Here is a 22,897-nt window from a genome sequence, read left to right as displayed (position 1 = left end):
ACGAAAGTAAACCTATGAAGAAGAGCCCAAGCAGGAAAAAGTGAGTCGAGACATGTCAGACGCGAAAATCACCGATCTTTTTGTCGCCGATCTTTTTGTCATTGGCGGCGGCATCAATGGCTGTGGTATCGCGCGCGATGCGGCGGGCCGCGGGATGAGCGTATCGCTGGCGGAGATGAAGGATTTGGCTTGGGCGACGTCCTCTGCCTCGACCAAGCTGTTCCATGGCGGGTTGCGCTATTTGGAATATGGTGAAATCCGGTTGGTGCGCGAGGCGTTGATCGAGCGCGAAACGTTGTTGAAAGCGATGCCACATATCAGCTGGCCGATGCGGTTTGTGCTGCCCTATCACAAGGATATGCGGTTTGAAGGCTCGACCCCGGTGTCAAAACTGCTGAGCACCGTGATGCCGTGGATGAAGGGGCGCAGGCCCGCCTGGATGATCCGGTTTGGGCTGTTTCTTTACGACAATCTTGGGGGACGGGACATTTTGCCCGGGACCAAGACGCTGTTTTTGAAGCGCGTCAAAGAAGGGGAGCCTTTGGAGGATCGGTTCGAGCAGGCGTTTGAATATTCTGATTGTTGGATTGAGGACTCCCGCCTTGTTGTGCTGAATGCGCGCGACGCGGAGGCGCGGGGCGCTGAGATCATGACACGCACCAAAGTTGTCTCCGCTGAGGTGGTGGACGGCATCTGGGTAGTCACGCTGGAGCGCGGCGGCGAGACGTTTGAACGCCGCGCCAAGATGCTGGTCAATGCAGGCGGGCCTTGGGTCGGAGATCTGATCCACAACACGGTGCGGATCAACGCGACCGAGGGCGTGCGTCTGGTCAAGGGCAGCCATATCGTGACCAAGAAGCTGTTTGATCACGAGAAATGCTATTTCTTCCAGGGCGAGGATGGCCGCATCATTTTTGCCATCCCCTATGAGACCGATTTCACCCTGATCGGGACCACGGATGCGGAGCATTCGGAGCCTGATGTTGAGCCTGAGTGTTCGGATGAAGAACGCGATTATTTGCTGGCCTTCGCCAACCAGTATTTCAAGCAAGACATCACGGTGGATGACATCGTTTGGAAATATTCGGGCGTGCGCCCGCTTTATGATGACGGGGCGAAATCCGCGACGGCGGCGACACGGGACTATGTGCTGAAGGTGAACCGCCAAGCGGGTGCGCCGATGCTGAATGTGTTTGGCGGCAAGATCACGACGTACCGCAAACTGGCCGAGCATGCGTTGGACAAAATCTGCCCGGAGCTTGGCGCGAAAAATGACCCTTGGACGGCGGGCGTGGCGATGCCGGGCGGCAATTTCAAAGTGTCTCAGGTGGATGCGCTGATCGCAGCGCTGAAACGCGATTATGATTTTCTGGATGATTTCTGGGCGCGGCGCATGATCCGCGCCTACGGGACCGAAGCGCGGGTTGTTTTGGGCGATGCCAAAACCGCGGATGACATGGGGCAGGATTTCGGCGCGACCCTGACCGCGCGCGAGATCACCTGGCTGATGCAAAGCGAATACGCGCGGGAGGCGGAAGACGTGGTCTGGCGTCGCACGAAGCTGGGCTTGCGGATGAGCGGGGATCAGATCAAGGTTTTGGACGATTGGATGAAAGCTGCGGGAGGCAACGCATGACCCATATTCTGGCCATTGACCAAGGCACGACGTCGAGCCGGGCGATTATCTTTGACGCGGATATGAAGATTGTCGCCTCCGCGCAGGAGGAATTTGCGCAGCATTTCCCGAAATCGGGCTGGGTGGAGCATGAGCCGGATGATCTTTGGTCGACCACGGCTGGCACCTGTCGCGGGGCGTTGGAACGGGCCGGGTTGAAAGGCGATGATATCACCGCGATCGGGATCACCAATCAGCGCGAGACGACCGTTGTTTGGGACAAGGCCACCGGCAAGCCCGTTTATAACGCGATTGTCTGGCAGGACCGGCGGACCTCGGACTATTGCCGTGAGATGCGCGAGGCGGGGCATGAGGAGATGTTCACCGCGAAAACCGGGTTGTTGTTGGACCCCTACTTTTCGGGCACCAAGCTGCGTTGGATCCTGGAGAATGTGGACGGTGTCAGGGCGCGGGCCGAAGCGGGTGAGCTGCTGTTTGGCACTGTCGACAGCTACATCATTTGGAAGCTGACCGGCGGCGCGCGGCATGTGACCGATGCCACCAACGCGGCGCGGACCTTGATGTATGACATTCACAAGGGCCGGTGGAGCACCAGCATTTGTGAGGCCTTGGGCATCCCGATGGGGATGCTGCCGGAAGTGCTGGATTCTGCGGCTGAATTCGGGATGGCGCGTAGCGACCTGTTTGGCCGCGAGATACCAATCCTTGGCGTCGCGGGCGACCAACAGGCGGCCACGGTTGGGCAGGCGTGTTTTGAACCGGGCATGTTGAAATCGACCTATGGAACGGGATGTTTTGCGCTGCTGAATACGGGCGACACCCCGGTAAAATCCGAAAACCGGCTGCTGACGACGATTGCCTACCAGTTTGACGGAAAGCCAACCTACGCGCTTGAGGGCTCCATCTTCATTGCGGGCGCGGTTGTGCAATGGCTGCGCGACGGGTTGAAGATTATCCGCGAGGCGTCCGAGACGCAGCCTTTGGCGGAGGCGGCGGACGCGGGCCAGGATGTGATCATGGTGCCTGCTTTCACCGGGCTTGGCGCGCCTTATTGGAACGCCGATTGTCGGGGCGCGATCTATGGTCTGACGCGCGGTTCGGGGCCGGAGGAGTTCGCGAAAGCGGCGCTTGAAAGCGTGGGCTATCAAACGCGCGACCTGCTGGAAGCGATGACAGCAGATTGGGAGCCGGACGGCGAAAACGTGCTGCGCGTCGATGGCGGGATGACCGCCAGCGATTGGACGATGCAGTTCTTGTCCGACATTATTGGCGCGCAGGTCGACCGGCCCGAAGTGCTGGAAACTACCGCCTTGGGTGCCGCTTGGCTGGCGGGAATGCGGGCCGGGCTGTATCCGGATCAGGCCGGGTTCGCGGAAAGCTGGGCGCTTGAGCGCCGGTTTGAGCCGGGGATGGACGAGGGGGTTCGTTCGGGCAAATATGGGGCTTGGAAGAAGGCCGTGGCGGCGACGCTGTCGGTCTAGGCGCTTTAGGGGGCGGGATGGCACAAGAAACCGCAAAGTTCCTTGAAGGCAATCTGTTTCGCCATATCACGGTGATGTCGCTTACGGCCTCAGTCGGGTTGATGGCGGTGTTCTTGGTCGATTTTGTCGACATGATCTTCATCTCGATGCTGGGCAACGCGGCTTTGGCTGCGGCGGTGGGCTATGCCGGCGCGATCTTGTTTTTCACGACCTCCTTCGGGATCGGGATGGCAATTGCGGCGGGCGCCCTGGTGTCGCGCGCGCTGGGCCAAGATGACGAGGCACGCGCGCGGCAACTGATCACAAATGGGCTGGTCTACGGCGTGCTGTTTGGGACCGCGTTTGCGGCGCTTGTCTGGGTTAATTTGCCCTTCTTGACCAGTCTTGTTGGGGCCACAGGCGACACGCAGGTGCTGGCAATATCCTACCTGCAAATCATCGTCCCGAGCCTGCCTTTCCTGATGATCGGCATGATGGGCGGTGCCATCCTGCGCGCTTACGGTGACGCCCGCCGGGCGATGATGGCCACGATTTACGGCGGGCTGGTCAATGCGGTGCTTGATCCGATCCTGATCTTTGGGCTGGACTTGGAGCTTGTCGGTGCGGCCTGGGCCAGCGTTGCGGCGCGCGTGGCAATTGCCGCGACCGCGCTGTTACCGATCATCCGTCATCACGGGGGTATCAGCGCGCCGCATTTCCCCACGATGATGCGTGACTTTGCGCCTATTTTTGGCATCGCACTGCCTGCGATCCTGACCCAATTGGCCACGCCTATTGGCCAAGGCTACGTCACCCGCGCCATGGCCGAATTCGGTGAGGCGGCCGTGGCGGGCATGGCAGTGGTTTCACGTTTGACGCCAGTGTCCTTTGCGGTGATCTTTGCGCTGTCAGGCGCTTTGGGCCCGATCATTGGGCAGAATTTTGGGGCCAAAAAGCACGACCGGGTGGCGGAGGCGTTTCGCTACGGGCTGATCTTCATCGCGCTTTACGTCGTTCTGGTATCGCTGGTTTTGTTCGTCTTACGTGGCCCCATTGTGTCGCTGTTTCAAGCAGAGGGGATTGGCGTGACGCTGATCTACCTGTTCTGCGGGCCGCTGGCTTTGGTGTTTTTCTTCAATGGCGCGATTTTCGTGTCCAACGCGGCGTTCAACAATCTGGGCCATCCGTTCTATTCGACATGGATCAATTGGGGGCGGCACACGGTCGGGACGATCCCGTTGGTCGCTTTGTGCGCCTATCTCTTTGGTGCGCCGGGGGTGCTGATCGGGCAAGCTTTGGGCGGCGTCATTTTTGCCGCGATTGGGATTTGGTTTGCGCTACGCGTCATGCGCGGGGAAGCTGATGGGGCGGGTAAAACGTCAGAACCGTTTTCAGCCCATATCCGGCTTATGCAAGTCTTGCACATGCGCCGATAACGCGGCGAGGTGCCGGTCAACCAATGCGGTTTCAGTCAGGGTAAGCACTTGATGCCTGGGGTAAATTGGCGCGCTACGATCATTTAAAATTGGCGCGTCCCAACCGGATGTGGTGTCAAAGAACCGCGCAACGCCTTCGAGCCCGAAAACGTTCAAATATCCCTGCACGACGACATCCAGATAGCTCAAGATGATCGGGAATTTATCGGTGGGCGGGGCGTCCTGGTCTGTTCGGGTTTGGTAGATCTGGACCTCCGCATCGCGCGGCTGAGACAGTTTTAGATGGTCTGGCTCCAATGGCTCACGCCAATACGCATATTCGCGCTGGTCCAGCGCGTCCCAATCATGGCCCGGCACTTGTGCGATCAACCCGTCAAGTGATGTGTTTGGATCGCGTACCACGCTTAGATAGGCGACATCGCGCAGTTTCGTATGCCGCCAGATGCGGCGCCAGCCTTGCAGTTTGGCCGGGAGCGCGTCGGGGTAGTCATGCGTCGCGGTGTTCACCAGCGAGCCGTACCCGAAGAAATAAGGGTGTGCCATGGATCGCATTTGCCCGCGGTTTGCGGGGAAGGACAAGGGGGTGTTCACCTTGCCGTTCATAGATTTGGCCGCGACACTGCGTCCATTGCCAACACAAAGGAGGTTAAAATGTCAGTTGCACGTGTTACCGAAATTATTGCGTCATCGTCAAAGAGCTTTGAGGATGCTGTCGAAAACGGGGTTGAGCGCGCGTCGAAGACGCTGAAAAACGTCACCAGCGCTTGGGTTCAGGATATGAAATGCACCGTCAAAGGCGGCAAGATCGACGAGTACCGGGTGATCTTGAAAGTCACGTTTGTGCTCGAAGACTAGCGTCTCGGTTTTACCAATGAAAAGCCGCCCGGCAGCAGGACTGCGGGCGGCTTAAGAAACTGCTAAAAAGTGGCTTACGCCAGAGCGATATTGATCGCGCTTTCGCGGCCGTCGCGGCCTGCTTCGACGTCGAATGTCACTTTCTGATCGTCGGCAAGGCCTGTGAGACCGGCGCGCTCAACAGCAGAAATGTGAACAAATACGTCCTTGCTGCCGCCGTCTGGTGCGATGAAGCCGAAGCCCTTTGTGGTGTTGAACCATTTTACTGTGCCTGTGGCCATAGTATTGATCTTCCATAATAAATCGCTGCCCACGGAGGTGTGGCAGCCCGGCATAGTCAGTCTGGAACGAAAGACTGGCAGCCGCAATAAATGGGAGGTCAGTGGTCGTAATAGCCAAACGTAGCGCCGCCCGTTTCGCAGGTTAGGCATCAAATGTAAAGCATTGCTTGCGCTGCCCCGGCCCGTTCTTTCAGCGAAAAACGTGGGTTTGGGCGGCAATTGAGCGGGGTTTCGCGCGCAGATGCAGGCCGGGCATAGTGCCGAGCAGCAAAAGCAAAACTGTGGTTGCGATACCGGTCAGGGAGTACAGTGCGAGGGCCGATAAGAAGCTTGTGCCAAAGATGGTGAGCGCGCCCAGAAAGCTGCCAAAGCCTATCAAACCGCCAATCAATACCGCCACTAAAGCCATTTTCGTGTCCTCGCAGATACCCCTGCATCAACCTTAGGAAACGAACCTTTAACAAAAGTTAATGAAATTCCCCGGAACCATGACAGCTTTAGGACAATTTTAACGATTGGCTATTTGCGCGTGTAGACACTTCTGCGTCCCTTGCCTTGTTGCCGGATCGTGGCAATTTGAGCGCCATTTCGCTGCACAACCACGCAGTCGCTTGGTACTTTTTTACCGCCCAACGCGCGGTCGAAACATAGATAGCCACTTTTCCATGCCCAAGCGCCGGTCAGTTCATCCTTGCCTGCCGCGCCAGCCAGCTTGCCATTGCGCTTCAGCCGAAACCAGGCGTTGTTTTTGGGATTGACCCAGTTCTTACCGACGACGTGTTTTTTCAAATCTGCGGCGCTTGCGACCTTGGTCCAGTCCGCTAGGGCTGGGGTCGCGGTGCTCAACACCAAAGCGGCGATCATGTAGGACAGGCGCATCTCGTTCATCCTTCTCATCATTACGCAAGAAACTGTAGGCGAGGTCGGTCAGCATTGCAAAATGGGTTGGATTCCGCGGCGATACATACATCGCCGCCCGGTCCAACATGGCGGGCGGCGTCGTTTTTTAGTTCGTGAGCAGCCTAGTAGCTGAACAAATCCAACCCGCCGCTTACAGGATCAAAATGGTAGGCCTTTAAGCGTGCGCAATTCATTTGGGATTTTACGCCGGCTTTGTTTTTGGCGCTGATCACTTCATAGCTGGGTGAGAGCGTGTATTCCTTGGTTTGGTGACCGGTCTTGAAAGACTGGTCAAAGCGAACGCGCGGGACCGGCATTTTTGCGCCAGCTGTCACATAAAGCCAATGCCACTGATCACCCGTGACCGTGTTGCTTTCCCATTCTTTCCCGGGCCATTTGAGCGCGTAGTTGACCTTTTCGGTTTTGGATTTGTTGCGCAGACAGAACCCATAGGCGTAGAAAAGCTTGTTGGCAGGTTCCGCTTTGGGGCGGTCGCGCTTTGGTGCCACGATCTCTTTCACAACCGGGAGCACAACCTGTTGCTTAACTTCATTTGCAAACAGAAACCCGGTGATCTGTAAAATCAGCACGACCACGGCCAGTATTAAAGCAATTGCGAAGAGGATTATGTGGCCCGCAATCGCGCCGAGAACGCCGCCGGCGACGATACCCACAATGTAGGCGCCGCCTTCCCCGTCAGCGTTGTTGACGACAATTGCGCCGCCGATAGCGCCGATAACGGCGCAAAAATTGACAAAACCCTGTTTATCATCAGCCATTTTTCCCCCTTAAATAATGTATGCAATAGTATACATTTAGGGAGAGCAATGCATGTTTTCAAGGCGTCACCATGTCTGGACGCCTTGGTTTGCTATGCGTGAATTTGCTTAAGTCGCTGAATTATCGTGTAAATTTCTTGTGCTTGATCTCGCTTTGGTTCAACCGCATCCGGGCCCAGTCTGCGGATTTTGTCTTCCTCATAGGCCTCGAAATTGCCTTCGAACCATTCGACATGCGCCTCGCCTTCAAAGGCCAAAATATGGGTGCAAAGACGGTCGAGGAAGAACCGGTCGTGGCTGATGACCACGGCGCAGCCGGCGAAATCTTCGATCGCGTCTTCCAGCGCGCGCAGGGTTTCAACGTCGAGGTCGTTGGTTGGCTCATCCAGCAGCAGCACGTTACCGCCGGTTTTCAGCAGCTTCGCCATGTGCACGCGGTTGCGTTCACCACCCGACAGGCTGCCAACTTTCTTTTGCTGATCCCCACCTTTGAAGTTGAAAGCGGAGCAATAGGCGCGTGAGTTCATTTGCGCGTCGCCCAGCTGGATAATCTCGCCGCCGTCGGAGATTTCTTCCCAGACATTTGCGTCCGGTTTCAGCGCGTCGCGGGATTGGTCGACATAGCTAAGCTGTACGGTGTCGCCGTAGCTGACGGTGCCGGAATCCGGCTGTTCTTGCCCGGTGAGCATACGGAACAGCGTGGATTTACCGGCGCCGTTGGGGCCGATCACGCCGACGATGCCACCCGCAGGCAGGCTGAAGCTGAGGTCTTCGACCAGTAGCTTGTCGCCGTAAGCTTTGGTGAGGTTTTCGACCTCGATCACTTTGTTGCCCAGACGCGGGCCGTTGGGGATGATGATCTGGGCGCGGCCGAGTTTCTCTTTCTCGGACTGATTGGCCATCTCGTTATAGGCGTTGATGCGGGCCTTGCCTTTGGCTTGGCGGGCTTTGGCACCGGAGCGCATCCATTCCAGCTCACGCTCCAGCGTTTTTTGCTTGGATTTGTCTTCCTTGGCTTCGCGTTCCAGACGCTTGGCTTTTTGCTCCAGCCAGCTGGAATAATTGCCTTCGTAGGGGATGCCGCGTCCACGGTCCAATTCGAGGATCCAGCCGGTGATATCATCCAGGAAATACCGGTCGTGGGTGACGATCAGGATGGTGCCCTTATATTCGATCAGATGCTTTTGCAGCCACGCGATGGTTTCTGCATCAAGGTGGTTGGTCGGCTCGTCGAGCAGCAGCATGTCAGGCGCTTCGAGGAGAAGCTTGCACAAGGCCACGCGACGACGTTCACCGCCTGACAGATGTTCGGGCATGGCGTCATCCGGTGGGCAGCGCAGGGCCTCCATCGCGACGTCGATCTGGGCGTCGAGGTCCCAAAGGTTGGCCGCGTCGATCTCATCCTGCAGCTTGGCCATTTCTTCGGCTGTCTCGTCCGAGTAATTCATCGCCAGCTCATTGTAGCGGTCGAGAATGTCTTTCTTTTCCTTGACGCCAAGCATGACGTTGTCGCGCACGGTCATGTTTTCTTCAAGCGTGGGTTCCTGCGGAAGGTAGCCGACTTTTGCGCCCTCGGCAGCCCAGGCCTCGCCCGTGAAATCTTTGTCCTGACCGGCCATGATCCGCATCAGCGATGATTTACCGGTGCCGTTCACGCCGACAACGCCGATTTTAACGCCGGGCAGGAAGTTCAGCCGGATGTTTTCAAACACCTTTTTGCCGCCGGGATATTGCTTGGACACGCCGTCCATGAAGTAGACGAATTGATTGGCAGCCATGTGGTCGCTCCGGTTCGAGGAAATCGTTTTGCCCTGTTTAGACAGGGTTGCGGGCAAGGGCAATCAGGCGCAGATTGCCAACGATGACAAAAACGAAACGCCCACCTAAAGAGATGCCAATGCCCTATACCCCAGCCGCCAATCGTTACGAGGCGATGCCGTATCGTCGCTGTGGCCGCAGCGGGTTGAAGCTGCCCGCGATCAGCTTGGGACTTTGGCACAATTTTGGCGACGATAGTCCGCATGAAAACAAACGGGCGATGTGCCAAACGGCTTTCGACCACGGGATCACGCATTTTGATCTGGCCAACAATTATGGCCCGCGCCCCGGCGCCGCAGAGGAGGCGTTTGGTCAGATTCTGACGCAAGATTTCGCGGGCTATCGTGATGAGCTGATCATTTCTTCAAAGGCCGGATACCTGATGTGGCCGGGGCCATATGGCGAGATGGGCAGCCGCAAATACATGATTGCGTCCTGCGATCAGTCGTTGAAGCGGATGGGGCTCGACTATGTCGATATCTTCTATTCGCACCGTTTCGACCCCGAGACGCCGCTTGAGGAAACGATGGGGGCGCTTGACTATATCGTGCGTTCTGGCCGTGCGCTTTATGCCGGTATTTCGTCCTATAATTCCGAAAAGACGCGGGAGGCAGCGGCGATTTTGAAAGACTTGGGCACACCCTGTTTGATCCATCAGCCGTCATACAACCTGCTCAACCGCTGGGTGGAGCGGGATGGCCTGTTGGATACGCTTGATGATTTGGGGATCGGGTCGATTGCGTTCACCCCATTGGCGCAGGGCATTCTGACCAAGAAATATCTGGGCGGCATCCCCGATGGCAGCCGCGCGACACAAGGCAAATCGTTGCTTGATGGGATGATCAATGAACGCTCCCTCGCCAGTGTGCGGGCTTTGAACGACATCGCAGCGGCGCGCGGGCAGACGCTGGCGCAAATGGCTCTGGCTTGGGTTTTGCGTGGCGGGCGGGTGACGACCGCATTGATCGGTGCCTCCAAACCCAGCCAGATTGAGGACTGCGCAGGTGCCGTGAAAAACCTTGAATTCACAGCCGATGAGCTGGCCGAGATAGACCGCATCGCGCAAGAAGAGGATATCAACCTTTGGGCCAAATCCTCCGAAACGGAATGATGCAAACGGGGTGGCCACGGGCCGGGGCCGGGCAAACGGTTGGCTTGCTGGGCGGATCGTTTGATCCCGCGCATGCGGGCCACGCCCATATCACCCGGCAGGCGCTGAAACGGTTCAGACTTGATCATGTCTGGTGGTTGGTTTCACCCGGCAACCCGCTGAAAGCGCGCGGCCCTGCGAGCATGCAGGCGCGGCTTGGCAAGGCACGTGCGGTGATTGACCATCCCAAAGTGCAGGTCACAGACCTGGAGGCGCGGCTGGGCACCCGCTATACGGCGCAAACATTGCGCAAGCTTTTGCCGCGCTACCCTGGTGTCCGGTTTGTCTGGCTGATGGGCGCGGACAATTTGGCCGGTTTTCACCATTGGCAGGACTGGCACGAGATCATGGAGATGTTGCCCGTGGGCGTCATTGCCCGGCCGGGCGACCGAATTTCGGCCCGCAGGTCCATGGCGTCGCAGATGTTTGACACCGCTCGACTGCCTGGCCCCTATAGCCAAATCCTTGCACACCACGCGGCCCCGTGTTGGTGCTATATCAACGTCCCGCTCAGCCATGCGTCTTCTACGGAAATCAGGCGTCGCGGGGACTGGTCCTGAGAAACAGGGTCGCAAACCCGGCGGCGAAAATGATCATAAGACCGAGGCCCGCGACACTATCCGGCCAATTGCCAAAAAACGCGACGCCGTAGGCCACAGCACCCACAAGCTGCACATATATGAAGGGCGCCAGAAACGACGCCCCGGCGCGGGCATAGGCAAAGACCAAAAGCAAATTTCCCAGAAGTGACGCGGCGGAGGACCACGCCAACAGCCCCCAAGACAGCGTCTGCGGCACATTGCTCAGCCCGAATGGCAGCAGCAATACGGAGCCAATCACCAATTGAGCCAGAAGCAGATGCATCGGCTTGCCCAAAGGCTGCACCCAGCGCGACGCGGTCAAATACATGCCGTAAAAGCAACCAGATAGCAGTGCCCATGTCAGTCCCGGCGTCATTCCAAAGCCCGGTTTCACGACCAGAAACACGCCGCCAAGCCCGATCACCAGCAAGATCAGGCGCAAGGCGTGCCCCTGTTCTTTGAGCAGCCAGACCGACAACACATAGCTGACAACCGGGCCCAAAAAGAACGCGCCATACACGTTGGCCATGGGTTCGCTCAGCAGCGCCGTCAGGATCGTGACGATGGTCAGGGTTTGCACCGCCGAACGTGCCCATATCCGCCAATCGAGAAACAACGGAAGTGCTGCGCGGCGGAAAAACAGCGGCACAATCAAGAGCATCCCACCGGTATAGCGCGCCCATGCGACAAACAGCGGGTGCACGCCCTCAGCCGTCATCATCTTTCCCGCAGTGTCCCCCAAGGGGATCATCAACATGCCGATTGACATGATCGCGGAAGCGAAGAGCAGCTTGCGGTCCATCACTCTTGCGTATCAGGGCTTTTGACGTCTTGCCAGCACGACGCGGCTGGGCAATTGATACCGGCATGAGTTTTTTGAATGCCAGATCCGTTGCCCGCCGCGTCGTCCTGTCTTTGTTGGGGGTCGCGCTTGCGGGGGCGGTCTTTGCGAATGCGCCGGAAACCTCGCTGCGCCCGATTGCCAAGCCGGGCAACGCGGCCAAACTGTCCGTTCCTGCGGCGTTGCGGATTATGGAGGAGGCAGGCGACGGCGGGCATATCAGTTTTGTGGTGGCTGATGCCGCCACGGGCGTTGTGTTGGAAAGCCATTCCGCGTTGCGCGCGCATCCACCCGCCAGCGTGTCGAAAGCGGTGACGGCGATCTATGCACTGGAAACACTGGGTGCGCAGCATCGGTTCAAAACATGGTTGATGGGCACCGGCCCGGTTGAGAACGGGACACTTAAGGGTGATTTGATCTTGGCGGGCGACGGCGATCCGGTCTTGACCAGCGACGATCTGCTCGACCTTGCGGGCGCGTTGAAAGAGGCGGGTGTCACGGGAGTGTCGGGGCAGTTTCTGATCTATGATGCCGCCTTGCCATGGGTGCAGGAAATAGATGCGCTGCAACCGGTGCAGGTGGGCTACAACCCCGGCATCTCGGGGCTCAATTTGAATTTCAACCGGGTGTTTTTGGAATGGGAACGTCAGGGCGATGACTACGAGATGACGCTTGAAGGGCGCAGCGAGCGGGTGCGCCCGGATGTTACCTTCGCGCGCGCGGAAGTGGTTGAGGGCAGCGGGCCGGTCTTTACCTATACCCAGACGCCATTCTTCGAAAACTGGACGGTGAAGCGCACGGCGCTGGGCAAAGAAGGTGGCAGATGGCTGCCTGTTCGACGGCCCGGCATCTACGCGGGTGATGTGATGCAAACGCTCGCGCGCAGTCATGGGATCGTGTTGGATCAGGCGAAGCGCATTGATGACCTGCCCGAGGGTGCGCAGGTTCTGGTGTCCCATGCGAGCCCGTCCCTGGACGAAATCGTGCGCGGCATGTTGAAGTTTTCGACGAACCTGACGGCAGAGGCAATTGGTTTACGGGCAAGCGGCGCCGATGGATTGGCATCCTCAGGCGCGGCCATGTCAGACTGGGCAAAAACGCGTTCGGCGGCACGGCGTCCTGGCTTTGTGGATCATTCCGGGTTGGGCGACCAAACGAAGGTGACGGCATTTGACATGGTCCACATCCTGACGGCCCCCGGCGCGCAGGCGCTGTTGCAACCGCTGCTCAAGGAGATCAAGGTTTTGGATGACAAAGGCGATCTCGACACCAAAAGCGGACGTCGGATTTTCGCCAAGACCGGAACATTGAACTTCGTCAGCGGCCTTGCGGGATATGTGCAAACGCCCGGTGGGCGCGATTTGGCCTTTGCGATCTTCCGATCGGATGCTGAGCGGCGCGCCAAGCTCTCAAGGGCGGAACGCGAACGCCCCCGCGGCGCGCGCGGCTGGAACAGCCGGTCGCGACGCATGCAGCAACGCTTGATTGGCAGATGGTCAGCGCTTTACAGCGACTTGGATCAGAATGCGCAAGCCACAGGTCAGTAAAGCATCGCTAGGCGGCATCGTTTTCTTGCTGTGCGACGACATGACCGGGCAGTGAGAACCGTACAATACCACCGGCGCTATCAACGCCGTTTGCGGCGCTGATACGTCCGCCGCGTTCCTGGATCATGCGCCGGATGCCCAGCATCCCGTAGCCGCTATCCATCCGGAATTCCCCGCCATCCAAAAACGCGAGAGACGGGTCTGAGAACCCGCTGCCATTGTCGGCGATCACGAAATCAAGCTCCCCGTCCGCGCCGGGGGTAACAGAAAAGCTGGTTCTCAGGTTGCTTCGACCACCATGTTTTATTGCGTTATCAAGCAGATTTCGAACAACGATCTGCACAGCGGGTTTTTCGGCTTCAATTGTGACCGGATCGACGCTGATGTGATGCTCGTGTTGCGGGTCAACGACAAGGTGAATGTCTTGACACAGTATATCAAACCGGAACTGTTCCTTTGCCTGTTCGCCAGACGTCGCTTGCGTATGCGATAGCACATCGGAAATCAGGCTGGTCGCCTTGATCGCCACATCTTCGAGCATGTCGATCAATTCCAGCTTTCCATCGCCCATATCGACAAAGCCGTCGCGCAGCATGTCGGCCAGATGCTGAGTATTGCGCATGGGCGTGCGCAGGTCATGCGCTGCCATAGAAATAAACTTCTCCATTTCATGCATCAATTGGGTTTCTGTGGCGGAGCTTGGTTCAGCGAAGCCCGCTTCGACCGAGTTTTGCCGCTGAATTTCGCTGGCGACGCCTGTCAGCAATACGGTGTCGCCGTCCGCATCAAGTTTTGGGACATAATTGATAAGAATGTCTGTCTGACCGCCCAAGTCAAAGCTGTGATGCGTTTGGGCTTTGGATTTGAACCCGTTGCGATGCGCGCGGTTCAGTGCGGTGCCCTTTTCATTGGGCCAAAAATCAAGTGCCGTGCTGCCGACTATTGCGTCCATTGGAAAGCCGAGCAGCGACGCCCATGCCGCGTTGCAGTCCGCAAAAACAAGATCGCCCATTTCAGAGGGGGCGACGACAAAGGCAGGAAGCCCCACCTGTTCTAAAAATTCGAAATTCTTCGATCTCACATCTGTTACCTGCCTGCAGCGGTCACCCGGGGCATAGCAAAAAACGTTTTAAGAATTTGTGTATTTGTTCAGGAAAGCCGCTGGTTTTATTGCGATGCGGGCAAGGTCGCGTAACGCGCGCGCGCGCCGCGTTCGATGGCGGCGGCATGCAGCCGGTCAAGGTTCAGCTCATAGCGAACCTCTTCGAGCAAACGCAGCTCTTCCTGGCTGATATGGGTGTCGCTGGCCGCCACATCGCAAGCGAGCGCATAGGCCGTTTCATTTAGCTCTTCTGGCAACACATCGCGGGTCAGCCCGAAAAGGGCGTCCAGGCCGTCTTCTTCCTCGAACAGCTCAAAAACGATTTGGACCACAGTGTTGAACCGGTCCGGGTCGTAATCGGCAAAGATGGGCAAATGATTCACGATCTGTTGGATCGCCACTAACTCTGCCGTGCGAATGTTGGCGTCCGAGATCGAAACCGAAATCATGATCGCGACCAGACAATCCTGCGATGACAGGGAGGGGGCATCAAATGTCATGTCTGTGCTTTCTGAGCGGAGGTCATGTTGCAGTGCAGAATATTGACGTGCGGGGTGGGGCACAATAGGTAGCAGCACTCGGTTGCACATAGGGTGCACCAAAAGGATCTCGAAAGCGAAAACCCATGTCTGATTTGCGCGACGCCGCTATGAGCTCCAAAGCCTGGCCTTTTGAAGAAGCGCGCAAGCTTCTCAAACGCTACGCGCAAAAGCCGCCAGAGAAAGGCTATGTGCTGTTTGAGACAGGTTATGGCCCCTCGGGCCTGCCCCATATCGGTACGTTCGGGGAGGTCGCGCGCACCACGATGGTCCGCCGCGCGTTTGAGGTTATCTCGGACATCCCGACCAAACTGATCTGCTTTTCCGACGATCTGGACGGCATGCGCAAAGTGCCGGGCAACGTACCCAACCCTGAGCTGCTTGAGCCGCATTTGCAGCGGCCGCTGACTGATGTGCCGGACCCGTTCGGCACGCATGCAAGCTTTGGCGCGCATAACAACGCCAAGCTGAACAGCTTTCTCGACACGTTCGGGTTTGAGTATGAATTCATCAGCTCTACCGAGTTCTACCGCAGCGGCAAGTTTGACGAGGTGCTGCTGCGCGCCTGCGAAAAATACGACGCGGTGATGGAGGTGATGCTGAAATCCTTGCGCGAAGAACGGCGCGAGACCTATTCGATCTTCTTGCCGATCCACCCAGAAACGGGCCGGGTGCTTTACGTGCCGATGAAAAACGTCGACGCCGCCAAGGGCGAGGTCACTTTTGACGACGAGGACGGGCGCGAATGGACGCTGCCTGTCACCGGCGGCAATGTGAAGCTGCAATGGAAGCCCGATTTCGGCGCGCGCTGGGCCGCGCTGGACGTAGATTTTGAGATGTACGGCAAGGATCACTCGACCAACACGCCGATCTATGACCGCATTTGCCAAATCCTCGGCGGCAAGAAACCGGAGCATTTTACCTATGAACTGTTCCTGGATGCTGACGGCCACAAGATTTCCAAGACCACCGGCAATGGTGTCTCCATTGACGAATGGCTGACCTATGCGTCGTCGGAATCGCTGAGCTATTTCATGTATCTCAAGCCCAAAACCGCCAAGCGGATGCATTTTGACGTGATCCCCAAGGCCGTTGACGAATACCACCAGCAGCTGCGCGCCTACGCGGACCAAGATGCGGCGAAACGCATGGCGAACCCGGTGTTCCACATCCACGGACACAACGTTCCGGCGTCGAACATGGTGGTCCCGTTCTCGATGCTGCTGAACCTGGCATCTGTCGCCAATGCCGAAGAAAAGGCGCAGCTCTGGGGCTTCATTCAGCGCTATGCGCCCGAGGCCTCGCCCGAGACGCATCCTGACCTCGATCAAGCCGCTGGTTTTGCTGTGGCCTATTACAATGACTTCGTTAAGCCTGCGAAAGTGTTCCGCGAGGCCACCGATCTGGAACGCGAAGCGCTGCTCGATCTGCGGGGTCGTCTGGCCGCCTGGGATGGCGGTTTGGACGCAGAAGCCCTGCAATCAGAGGTTTTCGCTTGCGGTCGTGAGCGGTTCGACCCACTGCGGGATTGGTTCAAGGCGCTTTACGAGGTGCTGCTCGGCGCGTCACAAGGGCCGCGTTTTGGCGGGTTTATTGCCCTTTACGGCGTCGAAGAAACCATCGCTTTGATCGATGACGCTTTGGCTGGCAAGTTGGTGGCGTGAGACACGTCGACAGCCAGTAGATGAGCCGGGGTCCGGGTCCGGCATGTTCGAGCAGAAACAGGTCCAACTCGCGTTGCGCGCGTGTTGGTTTTGCATGCGGAAATGGCGTAGGGCCCTGCCCAAGATTTGGGGTGCGTTTCATTGTAGCCTCCGGTTTTGCTGGACTTGACTTCGTTGCAAAATAACGGCTGGCTAGCTCCAACTAAATGAAACGTATTGGCAAGATCATTTCATGGATGAAAAGAACTGGGACGATCTCCACCTTTTTCTCGTTGTCGCGCGGGAGGGTGGGCTGTCCCCCGCCGCCCGCGCAACAGGACGAAGCGCGGCCACAATCGGTCGGCGGATGCTGGCGCTTGAACGCCGTCTGGGACGGGAGCTGTTTATTCGCCACGACCGCGGCTATGAGCTTACGTCTGACGCCAAAGCCTTGCGCGACAAACTTGCCGATGTAGAGAAACAGATTGCACAAGCCACAGACCCGCTCGAAGGCTTGAAGACGCCGCCGATCAAAGTCTCGGCGGGCACTTGGACAACACTTGCGTTGATCCGAAATATCGACGCCATTATTGGCGGTTCAGAGGTGACGCGTCTGCAATTCGTGGCGTCGGAAAGCGTTTTAGATATCGCCCATCGCGAGGTTCTGATCGGCATTCGCAACGCGCGCCCAACGGATCGCAGTCTTGCCGGGCGCCAGCTGTCTCAAGTGGAGTTCGTCCCCTACGCAACCCCGGATGCGCCAGAGCGTTGGATCAAACTTCGCGCTCAGACACCCTCTGCGCTGTGGTTGGAACGGCATGTCGGGACCGACGCGATTTGTGAGGTGACATCCCCGCGCAATAGCTTGGATTTGGCACGCCAAGGCGTTGGTCTCGCGCTACTGCCCAGCTTCATTGGTGATACGGAACCCAACTTGATCCGACGGGGCGATCCGGTTCATGAGTTGACACACCACAGATGGTTAGTCGCGCATCACGACGATCGACACCTTCCAGAGGTAAGGCGCGTGATCAACAGGCTCTGTGCGGCGTTGGAAACCAAGACGAAATTCTCCAGTCGTTGACCAAAAGGAACGGTGAGCTAGCTATTTGCTATCCCAACGGAGTGTCCCAATGATCCGACTGCTCGCCGCCATCGCCCTGAGTTTCAGCATGAGCCTACCGCTGAAGGCCCAAGATACGCGTGCGGAGGCTGTTGTTGGCACGATCCAAAACCAGCTTGACGCGTTTCAGGTCGATGATTTTGCGACAGCGTTCACCTACGCCTCGCCCAACATCAAGCGCCTGTTTGGTAACCCGTCGCGGTTTGGGCAGATGGTGCGTAACGGATTTCCGATGGTCTGGCGCCCGTCCGAGGTGCAGTTTCTGGAATTCAAAGATCAGGCGGGCCGGGTGTCGCAGACGGTCTTGTTTCGTGACGCGAACGGGGTGCCGATTGTATTGGAATATTTCATGATCCAGACGGATGCGGGCTGGCAGATTGACGGCGTGCAGCCTGTCGAGGCGCCTGACGTGGCGGCCTGAGGCGGCTAATGCACGATCTCTGCCATTTTTAGCTCCGCCAAGCGGCCTGCAAAGAAAAGCTCTGCCTTGCTGAGGCTGCTTTCAAGCGGTTCGAACCAGCCATTGATCTCGGAAATGGGGAAATCCTGACGCCGGATTTCGGAGCGGCGCAGCACGCGTAGTTCTGATTTAAGCTGTCGCATCTCGGCCAGTTTGGCGGAGGCCGCGCGGCCTGTGACGCCGGTTTGGGCGCTGATCCGGGCGGAGCCAATGCAGGTCCAGGCATCCAGAACAAAGGCGCCGTGGCGCATGGCGAGCGGGTCGTTGGGGGGCATGTGGTGGTCTCCGATATGTTGGCGGGATCGGTGTCGGAGATTCGGGTTTCGTTTGAGTTAAATCTGGTGAAATCCGTCCGAAAATTGGCCCCACCCGGCATCCCCCGCATGCGGGGAATCCTGTAAGCCCTTCATAAAAAACAGTTTCCGAGATTTGTTAGGCGGTTGTTAACGATTGAAGCGCGTCACGCGATGCGGCTCATCAGCACCATGGCGAGGCAGGCGCAGCCGAGGCCGAGATATTCGCGCAAAGCCAGCGTTTCGCCAAAATAGAGCGTGCCAATCACGGCGAGCGCAATGAGGGTGAGCATCGAATAGGCCACGCCCGCTTGCGCCAAGCTGATGTGGCGCATCGCGAAATACCACAGCAGCGCAGAGGCGGCGTAGATCGCAGCGCCGAACAAGACGTGGCGGGAGGTCAGCGGCATCTGCCCGTCCGCTGCATATTTCAGGGCGACGTCACCGGCGATCACGAACAGGGCGGTAAACAAGGCAAAGCCGTAGCCAAAGGCAAATTGGGTCATGGAAACACTCTTAAAGACATAAAATAATGCGGGGAGTGTACCACATCTGCGCGGCCTGACCTAGAGAGGCAGCGCCTCAGGCCCCGGCGGCGCGTTCGCATGCGCGAAACTGCGCTGTGGGCTCAGCCGCGCCGTCCAAGGGGAAGCGCAGGGTTGTGTCGCCCAAGATCGCCTCCGCCATGTCATTGAATTGCAGCCCGTCGAGCACATTGCCAAAGCCGCGATCCTGCGCTGTGACGGCTGTGCCATCGTTTGAAAAGCTGTGCCGGTCGGTGGAGATTGCCCGCCCTGCAGGGCCAATGAAGCGCATCGAGAAGATGGTCTCACGCGGCAGCGGCGCGGGGGTCGTGACAGTGACCGAATAAAGCGGTGCGCTCGGGTCATAGGTCAGCTCAATCGCGGCTGTGGGTGTTTCGTGGGTCAGTCGGCAGATCAGGCCGGGCGTGAAGGTCCATGCTTGGGCTTGGAGGGGGATGAGAAACGGGAGGAGGATTAAGACCATTAGGAGACGCATATAGCGATGGTAGTGCTGCATTATGTGCTGTCATCCCCGCCTAAATAATTTGCGCTAGGCCGGAAACCTTAGGTTGAAAAAATAATCTGCGGCCATAGGTCATTATCAATAGAATTAAGGGACGCTTTGTCTTCGATCGACGGCGTGATTTCATGAGAAAACTCATTGTATTCGGTAACGGTCTAGGGCGCGCTCTAGACAATGATTATTTTGATTTAGAGGTCGCTCTGCAAGCGGCATGGGATGATCCTTTGGTTCTGAATGAAAACCAAAAACAGCTAATTTGGCAATGCTTACCAGAAGAGGTAGTTGAAGCGAATGAGCTGAGTGCGCCGAAGAAGGAAGACGAGCTTGATCGCCTTCAAAGAGTACTGGCTGCATGTGATGAGATTTCAAAGTGCGAACTTCGAGGTGGTGCGGATTGGTTAAATGAACACGGGAAAATGTTCCCATTCGCAATTAGAAGCTATGTTCATCGCGCTGCTTGCTACTTTCATCAAGGTGACCATGTGCTGAAAGGCGAGTTTACTGCGCCTCTCATTGATTTTGTCGAAAAAACAAGGAGCCATATTGCCACGCTTAACTATGACGAGCTATTGTATAGGGCATTTATCGGCACGAATGTGTTTAGTGGCTATAGCTGCTTGCTGGATGGTTTTGTATCTCATTTTGACCCTGATCATCTCGCCCGGTACTACCCAAGTTCGCAGAGTTTCTATCTTCACCTGCACGGATCGCCGCTTTACTACTCTTCGATAGATGGAAGCCTTCATAAATCATCCTTGAGTGCTTTGCCTCAAATCCAAGGCCACTCGAGCACTCATCTTGTTCTAACAGAAGTGAATCATAAGATCGCTGTGATCAACTCGTCTCTAATTTTGAGAACTTATTGGTCCCGCTTGCAGACTGCGATGGAAGAAGCATCATCTATAGTCCTTTTCGGATACGGGGGAGGCGACACCCATCTGAACGATATGATTCAGTCGAATTTCTCAAATAAGCAGATAGAGGTAGTCGAACGCCATCACCCGGAGTATTCGGCAGACCCCGGGAAGTCAGAGCGGTTTGCCTTTTGGACTAAAGTGCTTGGCAAAGCTCCAACAGGAATTTTTTGGCATGAAAATATCTTGAGCCACACTAATTGGGATTGGAAGCCAAGCTAACCTCGCCCCCGCCGCTTCACACCACCCCTTTGGCCCGGCCTGCCAGCGGTACTCCGGCCAGCCATTTTCTTCTGGTCACTCACCGCTTTCTCCACCGCATATTGCCGGGCCAGAGGGTCATCTGACACGACCAGATCGACGGTCTCCAAGCGTTTGACCTCGTCGCGGAGACGGGCGGCTTCTTCGAACTCTAGGTTCTCGGCGGCTTTGCGCATGTCGTCTCGGAGGCCATCCAAGACCGCTTGCAGGTTGGCTCCCGCCAGAGGCGCGTCGATGGTGGCGGTGACGCGGTTCATGTCGACGTCGCCTTTGTAGAGGCCGGCGAGGACGTCCTCGACATTCTTTTTGACGGTCTCGGGCGTGATGCCGTGTTCCTCGTTATAGGCGATCTGCTTGGCGCGGCGGCGTTCGGTTTCACCCATTGCGCGCTCCATCGAGCCGGTGATTTTGTCGGCATACATGATGACGCGGCCGTCGGCGTTGCGCGCGGCGCGGCCGATGGTTTGGATGAGGGAGGTTTCCGAGCGCAGGAAGCCTTCCTTGTCGGCGTCCAGAATGGCGACGAGGCCGCATTCGGGGATGTCGAGACCCTCGCGCAGAAGGTTGATGCCGATCAGCACGTCGAAGGCCCCGAGGCGCAGGTCGCGCAGGATTTCGATGCGTTCGATCGTGTCGATATCGGAGTGCATGTAGCGGACTTTGATGCCGTTCTCATGCAGATATTCGGTCAGATCCTCGGCCATGCGTTTGGTCAAAGTGGTGACCAGCGTGCGCATGCCCTTGGCGGTCACAGCGCGGATTTCGTCCATGACGTCATCGACCTGCGTCTCGACGGGGCGGATTTCGATGATGGGGTCCAAGAGGCCTGTTGGACGGATGACCTGTTCGACGAAGACCCCGCCGGTTTGTTCAATCTCCCACGCTGCCGGGGTGGCGGAGACGAAGACGGATTGCGGGCGCATGGCGTCCCATTCCTCGAACTTCAGGGGGCGGTTGTCCATGCAGGACGGCAGGCGGAAGCCGTGTTCGGCCAGCGTGAATTTGCGCCGGTAGTCGCCCCGGTACATGCCGCCGATTTGCGGGACGGAGACGTGGGATTCATCCGCGAAAACGATGGCATTGTCTGGGATGAATTCGAACAGGGTGGGGGGCGGCTCACCCGGGGCGCGGCCGGTGAGGTAGCGGGAGTAGTTTTCGATGCCGTTGCAGACGCCGGTGGCCTCCAGCATCTCGAGGTCGAAATTCGTGCGTTGTTCCAGTCGCTGGGCCTCAAGCAGTTTGCCGTCATCGACGAGCTGTGGCAGGCGGGTGGCGAGCTCGGCTTTGATGCCTTTGATGGCCTGCTGCATGGTGGGGCGGGGCGTGACGTAGTGGGAGTTGGCGTAGATGCGGACGCGGTCAAAATCGTCGGTTTTCTGGCCTGTCAGCGGGTCGAACTCGACGATTTTTTCCAGCTCCTCGCCGAAGAAGGACAAGCGCCAGGCGCGGTCGTCGAGGTGGGCGGGCCAAACTTCGAGGCTGTCGCCGCGAACCCGGAAGGAGCCGCGCTGGAAGGCCTGGTCGTTGCGCTTGTATTGCTGGGCGACGAGGTCGGCCATGACCTTGCGTTGGTCATATTCCTGGCCGGAATGCAGGTCTTGCGTCATCGCGCCGTAGGTCTCAACCGAGCCGATGCCGTAGATGCAGGAGACAGAGGCCACGATGATGACGTCGTCGCGTTCGAGCAGTGCGCGGGTGGCGGAGTGGCGCATCCGGTCGATCTGTTCGTTAATCTGGCTCTCTTTTTCGATGTAGGTGTCGGAGCGGGCGACATAGGCCTCGGGCTGGTAGTAGTCGTAGTAGCTGACGAAATATTCGACGGCGTTTTCGGGAAAGAAGCCTTTGAATTCGCCGTAAAGCTGGGCGGCGAGCGTTTTGTTGGGCGCGAGGATGATGGCGGGGCGCTGGGTTTCCTCGATCAGCTTGGCCATGGTGAAGGTCTTGCCGGTACCGGTGGCGCCCAAAAGCACTTGATCGCGGTCGCCCTCGTTGATGCCAGCGGTCAGCTCGGCGATGGCGGTGGGTTGGTCGCCGGCGGGCTCAAATTCAGTATGCAGTTTGAACTCAATCCCGCCTTCCATCTTGTCGCGCGTTTTGACGTCAGGGGCCGGGTGGCTCAGGATCGGCTGCTGCTCGGGCATGGCTTCGGGCGAATTATTATGCATTTCGGGCGATTCCTTGGACTGCCCTCTATAGATGACGCATTTGGGCGCGGCTTCAAGATGCGTGGG

At 57.6% G+C, this 22,897-nt stretch carries 23 protein-coding genes and 1 pseudogene; 11 read left to right on the top strand and 13 right to left on the bottom strand.

Annotation, left to right across the window (positions count from 1 at the left end):
* Positions 1-52: 52 nt before the first annotated feature.
* The 3 genes from glpD to ACZ1G7_RS10370 are packed head-to-tail and all read left to right on the top strand — an operon-like array spanning position 53 to position 4,532.
* The gene (glpD, locus tag ACZ1G7_RS10380; protein WP_472659338.1) at positions 53-1,636 is read left to right on the top strand and encodes a glycerol-3-phosphate dehydrogenase; all 1,584 of its coding nucleotides are present in this window, start codon (positions 53-55) and stop codon (positions 1,634-1,636) included.
* The gene (gene glpK / locus ACZ1G7_RS10375; RefSeq protein WP_472659337.1) at positions 1,633-3,117 is read left to right on the top strand and encodes a glycerol kinase GlpK; all 1,485 of its coding nucleotides are present in this window, start codon (positions 1,633-1,635) and stop codon (positions 3,115-3,117) included. Before glpD ends, glpK begins: the two co-directional genes overlap by 4 nt.
* Before the next feature lie 17 nt (positions 3,118-3,134).
* Positions 3,135-4,532 carry an MATE family efflux transporter gene (locus ACZ1G7_RS10370; protein ID WP_472659336.1) on the top strand — a complete coding sequence of 466 codons (1,398 nt, stop codon included), beginning with the start codon at positions 3,135-3,137 and terminating at the stop codon, positions 4,530-4,532.
* On the opposite strand, the gene ACZ1G7_RS10365 is transcribed toward ACZ1G7_RS10370, so the two are convergent.
* Entirely contained in the window at positions 4,488-5,075 is a 588-nt protein-coding gene (locus ACZ1G7_RS10365) for a gamma-glutamylcyclotransferase family protein (RefSeq protein ID WP_472659335.1), read from the bottom strand. The two genes, ACZ1G7_RS10370 and ACZ1G7_RS10365, sit on opposite strands and share 45 nt — an antisense overlap.
* 108 nt (positions 5,076-5,183) lie before the next feature.
* Between ACZ1G7_RS10365 and ACZ1G7_RS10360 the strand changes: the two genes are divergently transcribed.
* Positions 5,184-5,387 (top strand): dodecin family protein, encoded by a 204-nt coding sequence (locus ACZ1G7_RS10360; RefSeq protein WP_472659334.1) that lies wholly within the window; start codon positions 5,184-5,186, stop codon positions 5,385-5,387.
* 74 nt (positions 5,388-5,461) lie between these two features.
* Here the strand turns inward: ACZ1G7_RS10360 and ACZ1G7_RS10355 are convergent, their stop codons facing one another.
* The 5 genes and pseudogenes from ACZ1G7_RS10355 to ettA all read right to left on the bottom strand — a co-directional run bounded on the left by ACZ1G7_RS10355 (position 5,462) and on the right by ettA (position 9,125).
* Entirely contained in the window at positions 5,462-5,668 is a 207-nt protein-coding gene (locus ACZ1G7_RS10355) for a cold-shock protein (RefSeq protein ID WP_472659333.1), read from the bottom strand.
* A gap of 190 nt (positions 5,669-5,858) precedes the next feature.
* Positions 5,859-6,077, bottom strand: coding sequence for a hypothetical protein (locus tag ACZ1G7_RS10350; RefSeq protein ID WP_472659332.1), 219 nt, complete (start codon positions 6,075-6,077; stop codon positions 5,859-5,861).
* A 110-nt stretch (positions 6,078-6,187) separates the two neighbouring features.
* Complete coding sequence (locus ACZ1G7_RS10345; protein ID WP_472659331.1) at positions 6,188-6,556, bottom strand: hypothetical protein; 369 nt, start codon at positions 6,554-6,556, stop codon at positions 6,188-6,190.
* Between the two features lie 134 nt (positions 6,557-6,690).
* Complete coding sequence (locus ACZ1G7_RS10340) at positions 6,691-7,347, bottom strand: glycine zipper 2TM domain-containing protein (RefSeq protein ID WP_472659330.1); 657 nt, start codon at positions 7,345-7,347, stop codon at positions 6,691-6,693.
* A gap of 121 nt (positions 7,348-7,468) precedes the next feature.
* Positions 7,469-9,125, bottom strand: a pseudogene (gene ettA, locus ACZ1G7_RS10335) (energy-dependent translational throttle protein EttA).
* A 119-nt stretch (positions 9,126-9,244) separates the two neighbouring features.
* On the opposite strand from ettA, the gene mgrA reads away from it, so the two are divergent.
* Complete coding sequence (gene mgrA / locus ACZ1G7_RS10330) at positions 9,245-10,276, top strand: L-glyceraldehyde 3-phosphate reductase (RefSeq protein ID WP_472659329.1); 1,032 nt, start codon at positions 9,245-9,247, stop codon at positions 10,274-10,276.
* Positions 10,276-10,875 carry a nicotinate-nucleotide adenylyltransferase gene (locus tag ACZ1G7_RS10325; protein WP_472663712.1) on the top strand — a complete coding sequence of 200 codons (600 nt, stop codon included), beginning with the start codon at positions 10,276-10,278 and terminating at the stop codon, positions 10,873-10,875. Before mgrA ends, ACZ1G7_RS10325 begins: the two co-directional genes overlap by 1 nt.
* On the opposite strand, the gene ACZ1G7_RS10320 is transcribed toward ACZ1G7_RS10325, so the two are convergent.
* Positions 10,850-11,698: a DMT family transporter gene (locus ACZ1G7_RS10320; protein WP_472659328.1), complete on the bottom strand. Its 849-nt coding sequence runs from the start codon at positions 11,696-11,698 to the stop codon at positions 10,850-10,852. The two genes, ACZ1G7_RS10325 and ACZ1G7_RS10320, sit on opposite strands and share 26 nt — an antisense overlap.
* Before the next feature lie 65 nt (positions 11,699-11,763).
* Between ACZ1G7_RS10320 and dacB the strand changes: the two genes are divergently transcribed.
* A complete protein-coding gene (dacB, locus tag ACZ1G7_RS10315; protein WP_472659327.1) occupies positions 11,764-13,284 on the top strand; it encodes a D-alanyl-D-alanine carboxypeptidase/D-alanyl-D-alanine endopeptidase in 1,521 nt (506 codons plus the stop codon).
* A gap of 7 nt (positions 13,285-13,291) precedes the next feature.
* Here dacB and ACZ1G7_RS10310 read toward each other — a convergent pair whose 3' ends face one another.
* The gene (locus ACZ1G7_RS10310) at positions 13,292-14,365 is read right to left on the bottom strand and encodes a sensor histidine kinase (protein ID WP_472659326.1); all 1,074 of its coding nucleotides are present in this window, start codon (positions 14,363-14,365) and stop codon (positions 13,292-13,294) included.
* 86 nt (positions 14,366-14,451) lie between these two features.
* Positions 14,452-14,886: a tellurite resistance TerB family protein gene (locus ACZ1G7_RS10305; protein WP_472659325.1), complete on the bottom strand. Its 435-nt coding sequence runs from the start codon at positions 14,884-14,886 to the stop codon at positions 14,452-14,454.
* A gap of 125 nt (positions 14,887-15,011) precedes the next feature.
* Between ACZ1G7_RS10305 and ACZ1G7_RS10300 the strand changes: the two genes are divergently transcribed.
* The 3 genes from ACZ1G7_RS10300 to ACZ1G7_RS10290 all read left to right on the top strand — a co-directional run bounded on the left by ACZ1G7_RS10300 (position 15,012) and on the right by ACZ1G7_RS10290 (position 18,112).
* Complete coding sequence (locus tag ACZ1G7_RS10300) at positions 15,012-16,589, top strand: lysine--tRNA ligase (RefSeq protein WP_472659324.1); 1,578 nt, start codon at positions 15,012-15,014, stop codon at positions 16,587-16,589.
* 232 nt (positions 16,590-16,821) lie between these two features.
* A complete protein-coding gene (locus tag ACZ1G7_RS10295; RefSeq protein ID WP_472659323.1) occupies positions 16,822-17,652 on the top strand; it encodes a LysR family transcriptional regulator in 831 nt (276 codons plus the stop codon).
* Positions 17,653-17,701: 49 nt separating this feature from the next.
* The gene (locus tag ACZ1G7_RS10290) at positions 17,702-18,112 is read left to right on the top strand and encodes a DUF4864 domain-containing protein (protein ID WP_472659322.1); all 411 of its coding nucleotides are present in this window, start codon (positions 17,702-17,704) and stop codon (positions 18,110-18,112) included.
* A gap of 5 nt (positions 18,113-18,117) precedes the next feature.
* Here ACZ1G7_RS10290 and ACZ1G7_RS10285 read toward each other — a convergent pair whose 3' ends face one another.
* From ACZ1G7_RS10285 to ACZ1G7_RS10275, 3 genes are all read right to left on the bottom strand, one after another.
* Complete coding sequence (locus ACZ1G7_RS10285) at positions 18,118-18,426, bottom strand: hypothetical protein (RefSeq protein WP_472659321.1); 309 nt, start codon at positions 18,424-18,426, stop codon at positions 18,118-18,120.
* 185 nt (positions 18,427-18,611) lie between these two features.
* Positions 18,612-18,950: a DMT family transporter gene (locus tag ACZ1G7_RS10280; protein ID WP_472659320.1), complete on the bottom strand. Its 339-nt coding sequence runs from the start codon at positions 18,948-18,950 to the stop codon at positions 18,612-18,614.
* A gap of 76 nt (positions 18,951-19,026) precedes the next feature.
* Positions 19,027-19,452: a hypothetical protein gene (locus ACZ1G7_RS10275; protein ID WP_472659319.1), complete on the bottom strand. Its 426-nt coding sequence runs from the start codon at positions 19,450-19,452 to the stop codon at positions 19,027-19,029.
* A gap of 164 nt (positions 19,453-19,616) precedes the next feature.
* On the opposite strand from ACZ1G7_RS10275, the gene ACZ1G7_RS10270 reads away from it, so the two are divergent.
* Positions 19,617-20,627: an SIR2 family protein gene (locus ACZ1G7_RS10270; RefSeq protein ID WP_472659318.1), complete on the top strand. Its 1,011-nt coding sequence runs from the start codon at positions 19,617-19,619 to the stop codon at positions 20,625-20,627.
* Here ACZ1G7_RS10270 and uvrB read toward each other — a convergent pair.
* Positions 20,624-22,831 (bottom strand): excinuclease ABC subunit UvrB, encoded by a 2,208-nt coding sequence (gene uvrB / locus ACZ1G7_RS10265; RefSeq protein WP_472663711.1) that lies wholly within the window; start codon positions 22,829-22,831, stop codon positions 20,624-20,626. The two genes, ACZ1G7_RS10270 and uvrB, sit on opposite strands and share 4 nt — an antisense overlap.
* Positions 22,832-22,897 lie beyond the last annotated feature (66 nt).

This window comes from Litoreibacter sp. JB4-2 (assembly GCF_055693445.1).
The sequence above is the reverse complement of the archived record's forward strand: the minus strand, read 5'-3'. Positions and strand labels throughout refer to the sequence as shown.

What these genes read in the sequence shown, in the direction of transcription:
- glpD (WP_472659338.1), top strand. Translation starts at nt 53, where the DNA reads ATGTCAGACGCGAAAATCACCGATCTTTTTGTCGCCGATCTTTTTGTC.
- glpK (WP_472659337.1), top strand. Translation starts at nt 1,633, where the DNA reads ATGACCCATATTCTGGCCATTGACCAAGGCACGACGTCGAGCCGGGCG.
- ACZ1G7_RS10370 (WP_472659336.1), top strand. Translation starts at nt 3,135, where the DNA reads ATGGCACAAGAAACCGCAAAGTTCCTTGAAGGCAATCTGTTTCGCCAT.
- ACZ1G7_RS10365 (WP_472659335.1), bottom strand. Translation starts at nt 5,075, where the DNA reads ATGGCACACCCTTATTTCTTCGGGTACGGCTCGCTGGTGAACACCGCG.
- ACZ1G7_RS10360 (WP_472659334.1), top strand. Translation starts at nt 5,184, where the DNA reads ATGTCAGTTGCACGTGTTACCGAAATTATTGCGTCATCGTCAAAGAGC.
- ACZ1G7_RS10355 (WP_472659333.1), bottom strand. Translation starts at nt 5,668, where the DNA reads ATGGCCACAGGCACAGTAAAATGGTTCAACACCACAAAGGGCTTCGGC.
- ACZ1G7_RS10350 (WP_472659332.1), bottom strand. Translation starts at nt 6,077, where the DNA reads ATGGCTTTAGTGGCGGTATTGATTGGCGGTTTGATAGGCTTTGGCAGC.
- ACZ1G7_RS10345 (WP_472659331.1), bottom strand. Translation starts at nt 6,556, where the DNA reads ATGAACGAGATGCGCCTGTCCTACATGATCGCCGCTTTGGTGTTGAGC.
- ACZ1G7_RS10340 (WP_472659330.1), bottom strand. Translation starts at nt 7,347, where the DNA reads ATGGCTGATGATAAACAGGGTTTTGTCAATTTTTGCGCCGTTATCGGC.
- mgrA (WP_472659329.1), top strand. Translation starts at nt 9,245, where the DNA reads ATGCCCTATACCCCAGCCGCCAATCGTTACGAGGCGATGCCGTATCGT.
- ACZ1G7_RS10325 (WP_472663712.1), top strand. Translation starts at nt 10,276, where the DNA reads ATGCAAACGGGGTGGCCACGGGCCGGGGCCGGGCAAACGGTTGGCTTG.
- ACZ1G7_RS10320 (WP_472659328.1), bottom strand. Translation starts at nt 11,698, where the DNA reads ATGGACCGCAAGCTGCTCTTCGCTTCCGCGATCATGTCAATCGGCATG.
- dacB (WP_472659327.1), top strand. Translation starts at nt 11,764, where the DNA reads ATGAGTTTTTTGAATGCCAGATCCGTTGCCCGCCGCGTCGTCCTGTCT.
- ACZ1G7_RS10305 (WP_472659325.1), bottom strand. Translation starts at nt 14,886, where the DNA reads ATGACATTTGATGCCCCCTCCCTGTCATCGCAGGATTGTCTGGTCGCG.
- ACZ1G7_RS10300 (WP_472659324.1), top strand. Translation starts at nt 15,012, where the DNA reads ATGTCTGATTTGCGCGACGCCGCTATGAGCTCCAAAGCCTGGCCTTTT.
- ACZ1G7_RS10295 (WP_472659323.1), top strand. Translation starts at nt 16,822, where the DNA reads ATGGATGAAAAGAACTGGGACGATCTCCACCTTTTTCTCGTTGTCGCG.
- ACZ1G7_RS10290 (WP_472659322.1), top strand. Translation starts at nt 17,702, where the DNA reads ATGATCCGACTGCTCGCCGCCATCGCCCTGAGTTTCAGCATGAGCCTA.
- ACZ1G7_RS10285 (WP_472659321.1), bottom strand. Translation starts at nt 18,426, where the DNA reads ATGCCCCCCAACGACCCGCTCGCCATGCGCCACGGCGCCTTTGTTCTG.
- ACZ1G7_RS10280 (WP_472659320.1), bottom strand. Translation starts at nt 18,950, where the DNA reads ATGACCCAATTTGCCTTTGGCTACGGCTTTGCCTTGTTTACCGCCCTG.
- ACZ1G7_RS10275 (WP_472659319.1), bottom strand. Translation starts at nt 19,452, where the DNA reads ATGGTCTTAATCCTCCTCCCGTTTCTCATCCCCCTCCAAGCCCAAGCA.
- ACZ1G7_RS10270 (WP_472659318.1), top strand. Translation starts at nt 19,617, where the DNA reads ATGAGAAAACTCATTGTATTCGGTAACGGTCTAGGGCGCGCTCTAGAC.
- uvrB (WP_472663711.1), bottom strand. Translation starts at nt 22,831, where the DNA reads ATGCATAATAATTCGCCCGAAGCCATGCCCGAGCAGCAGCCGATCCTG.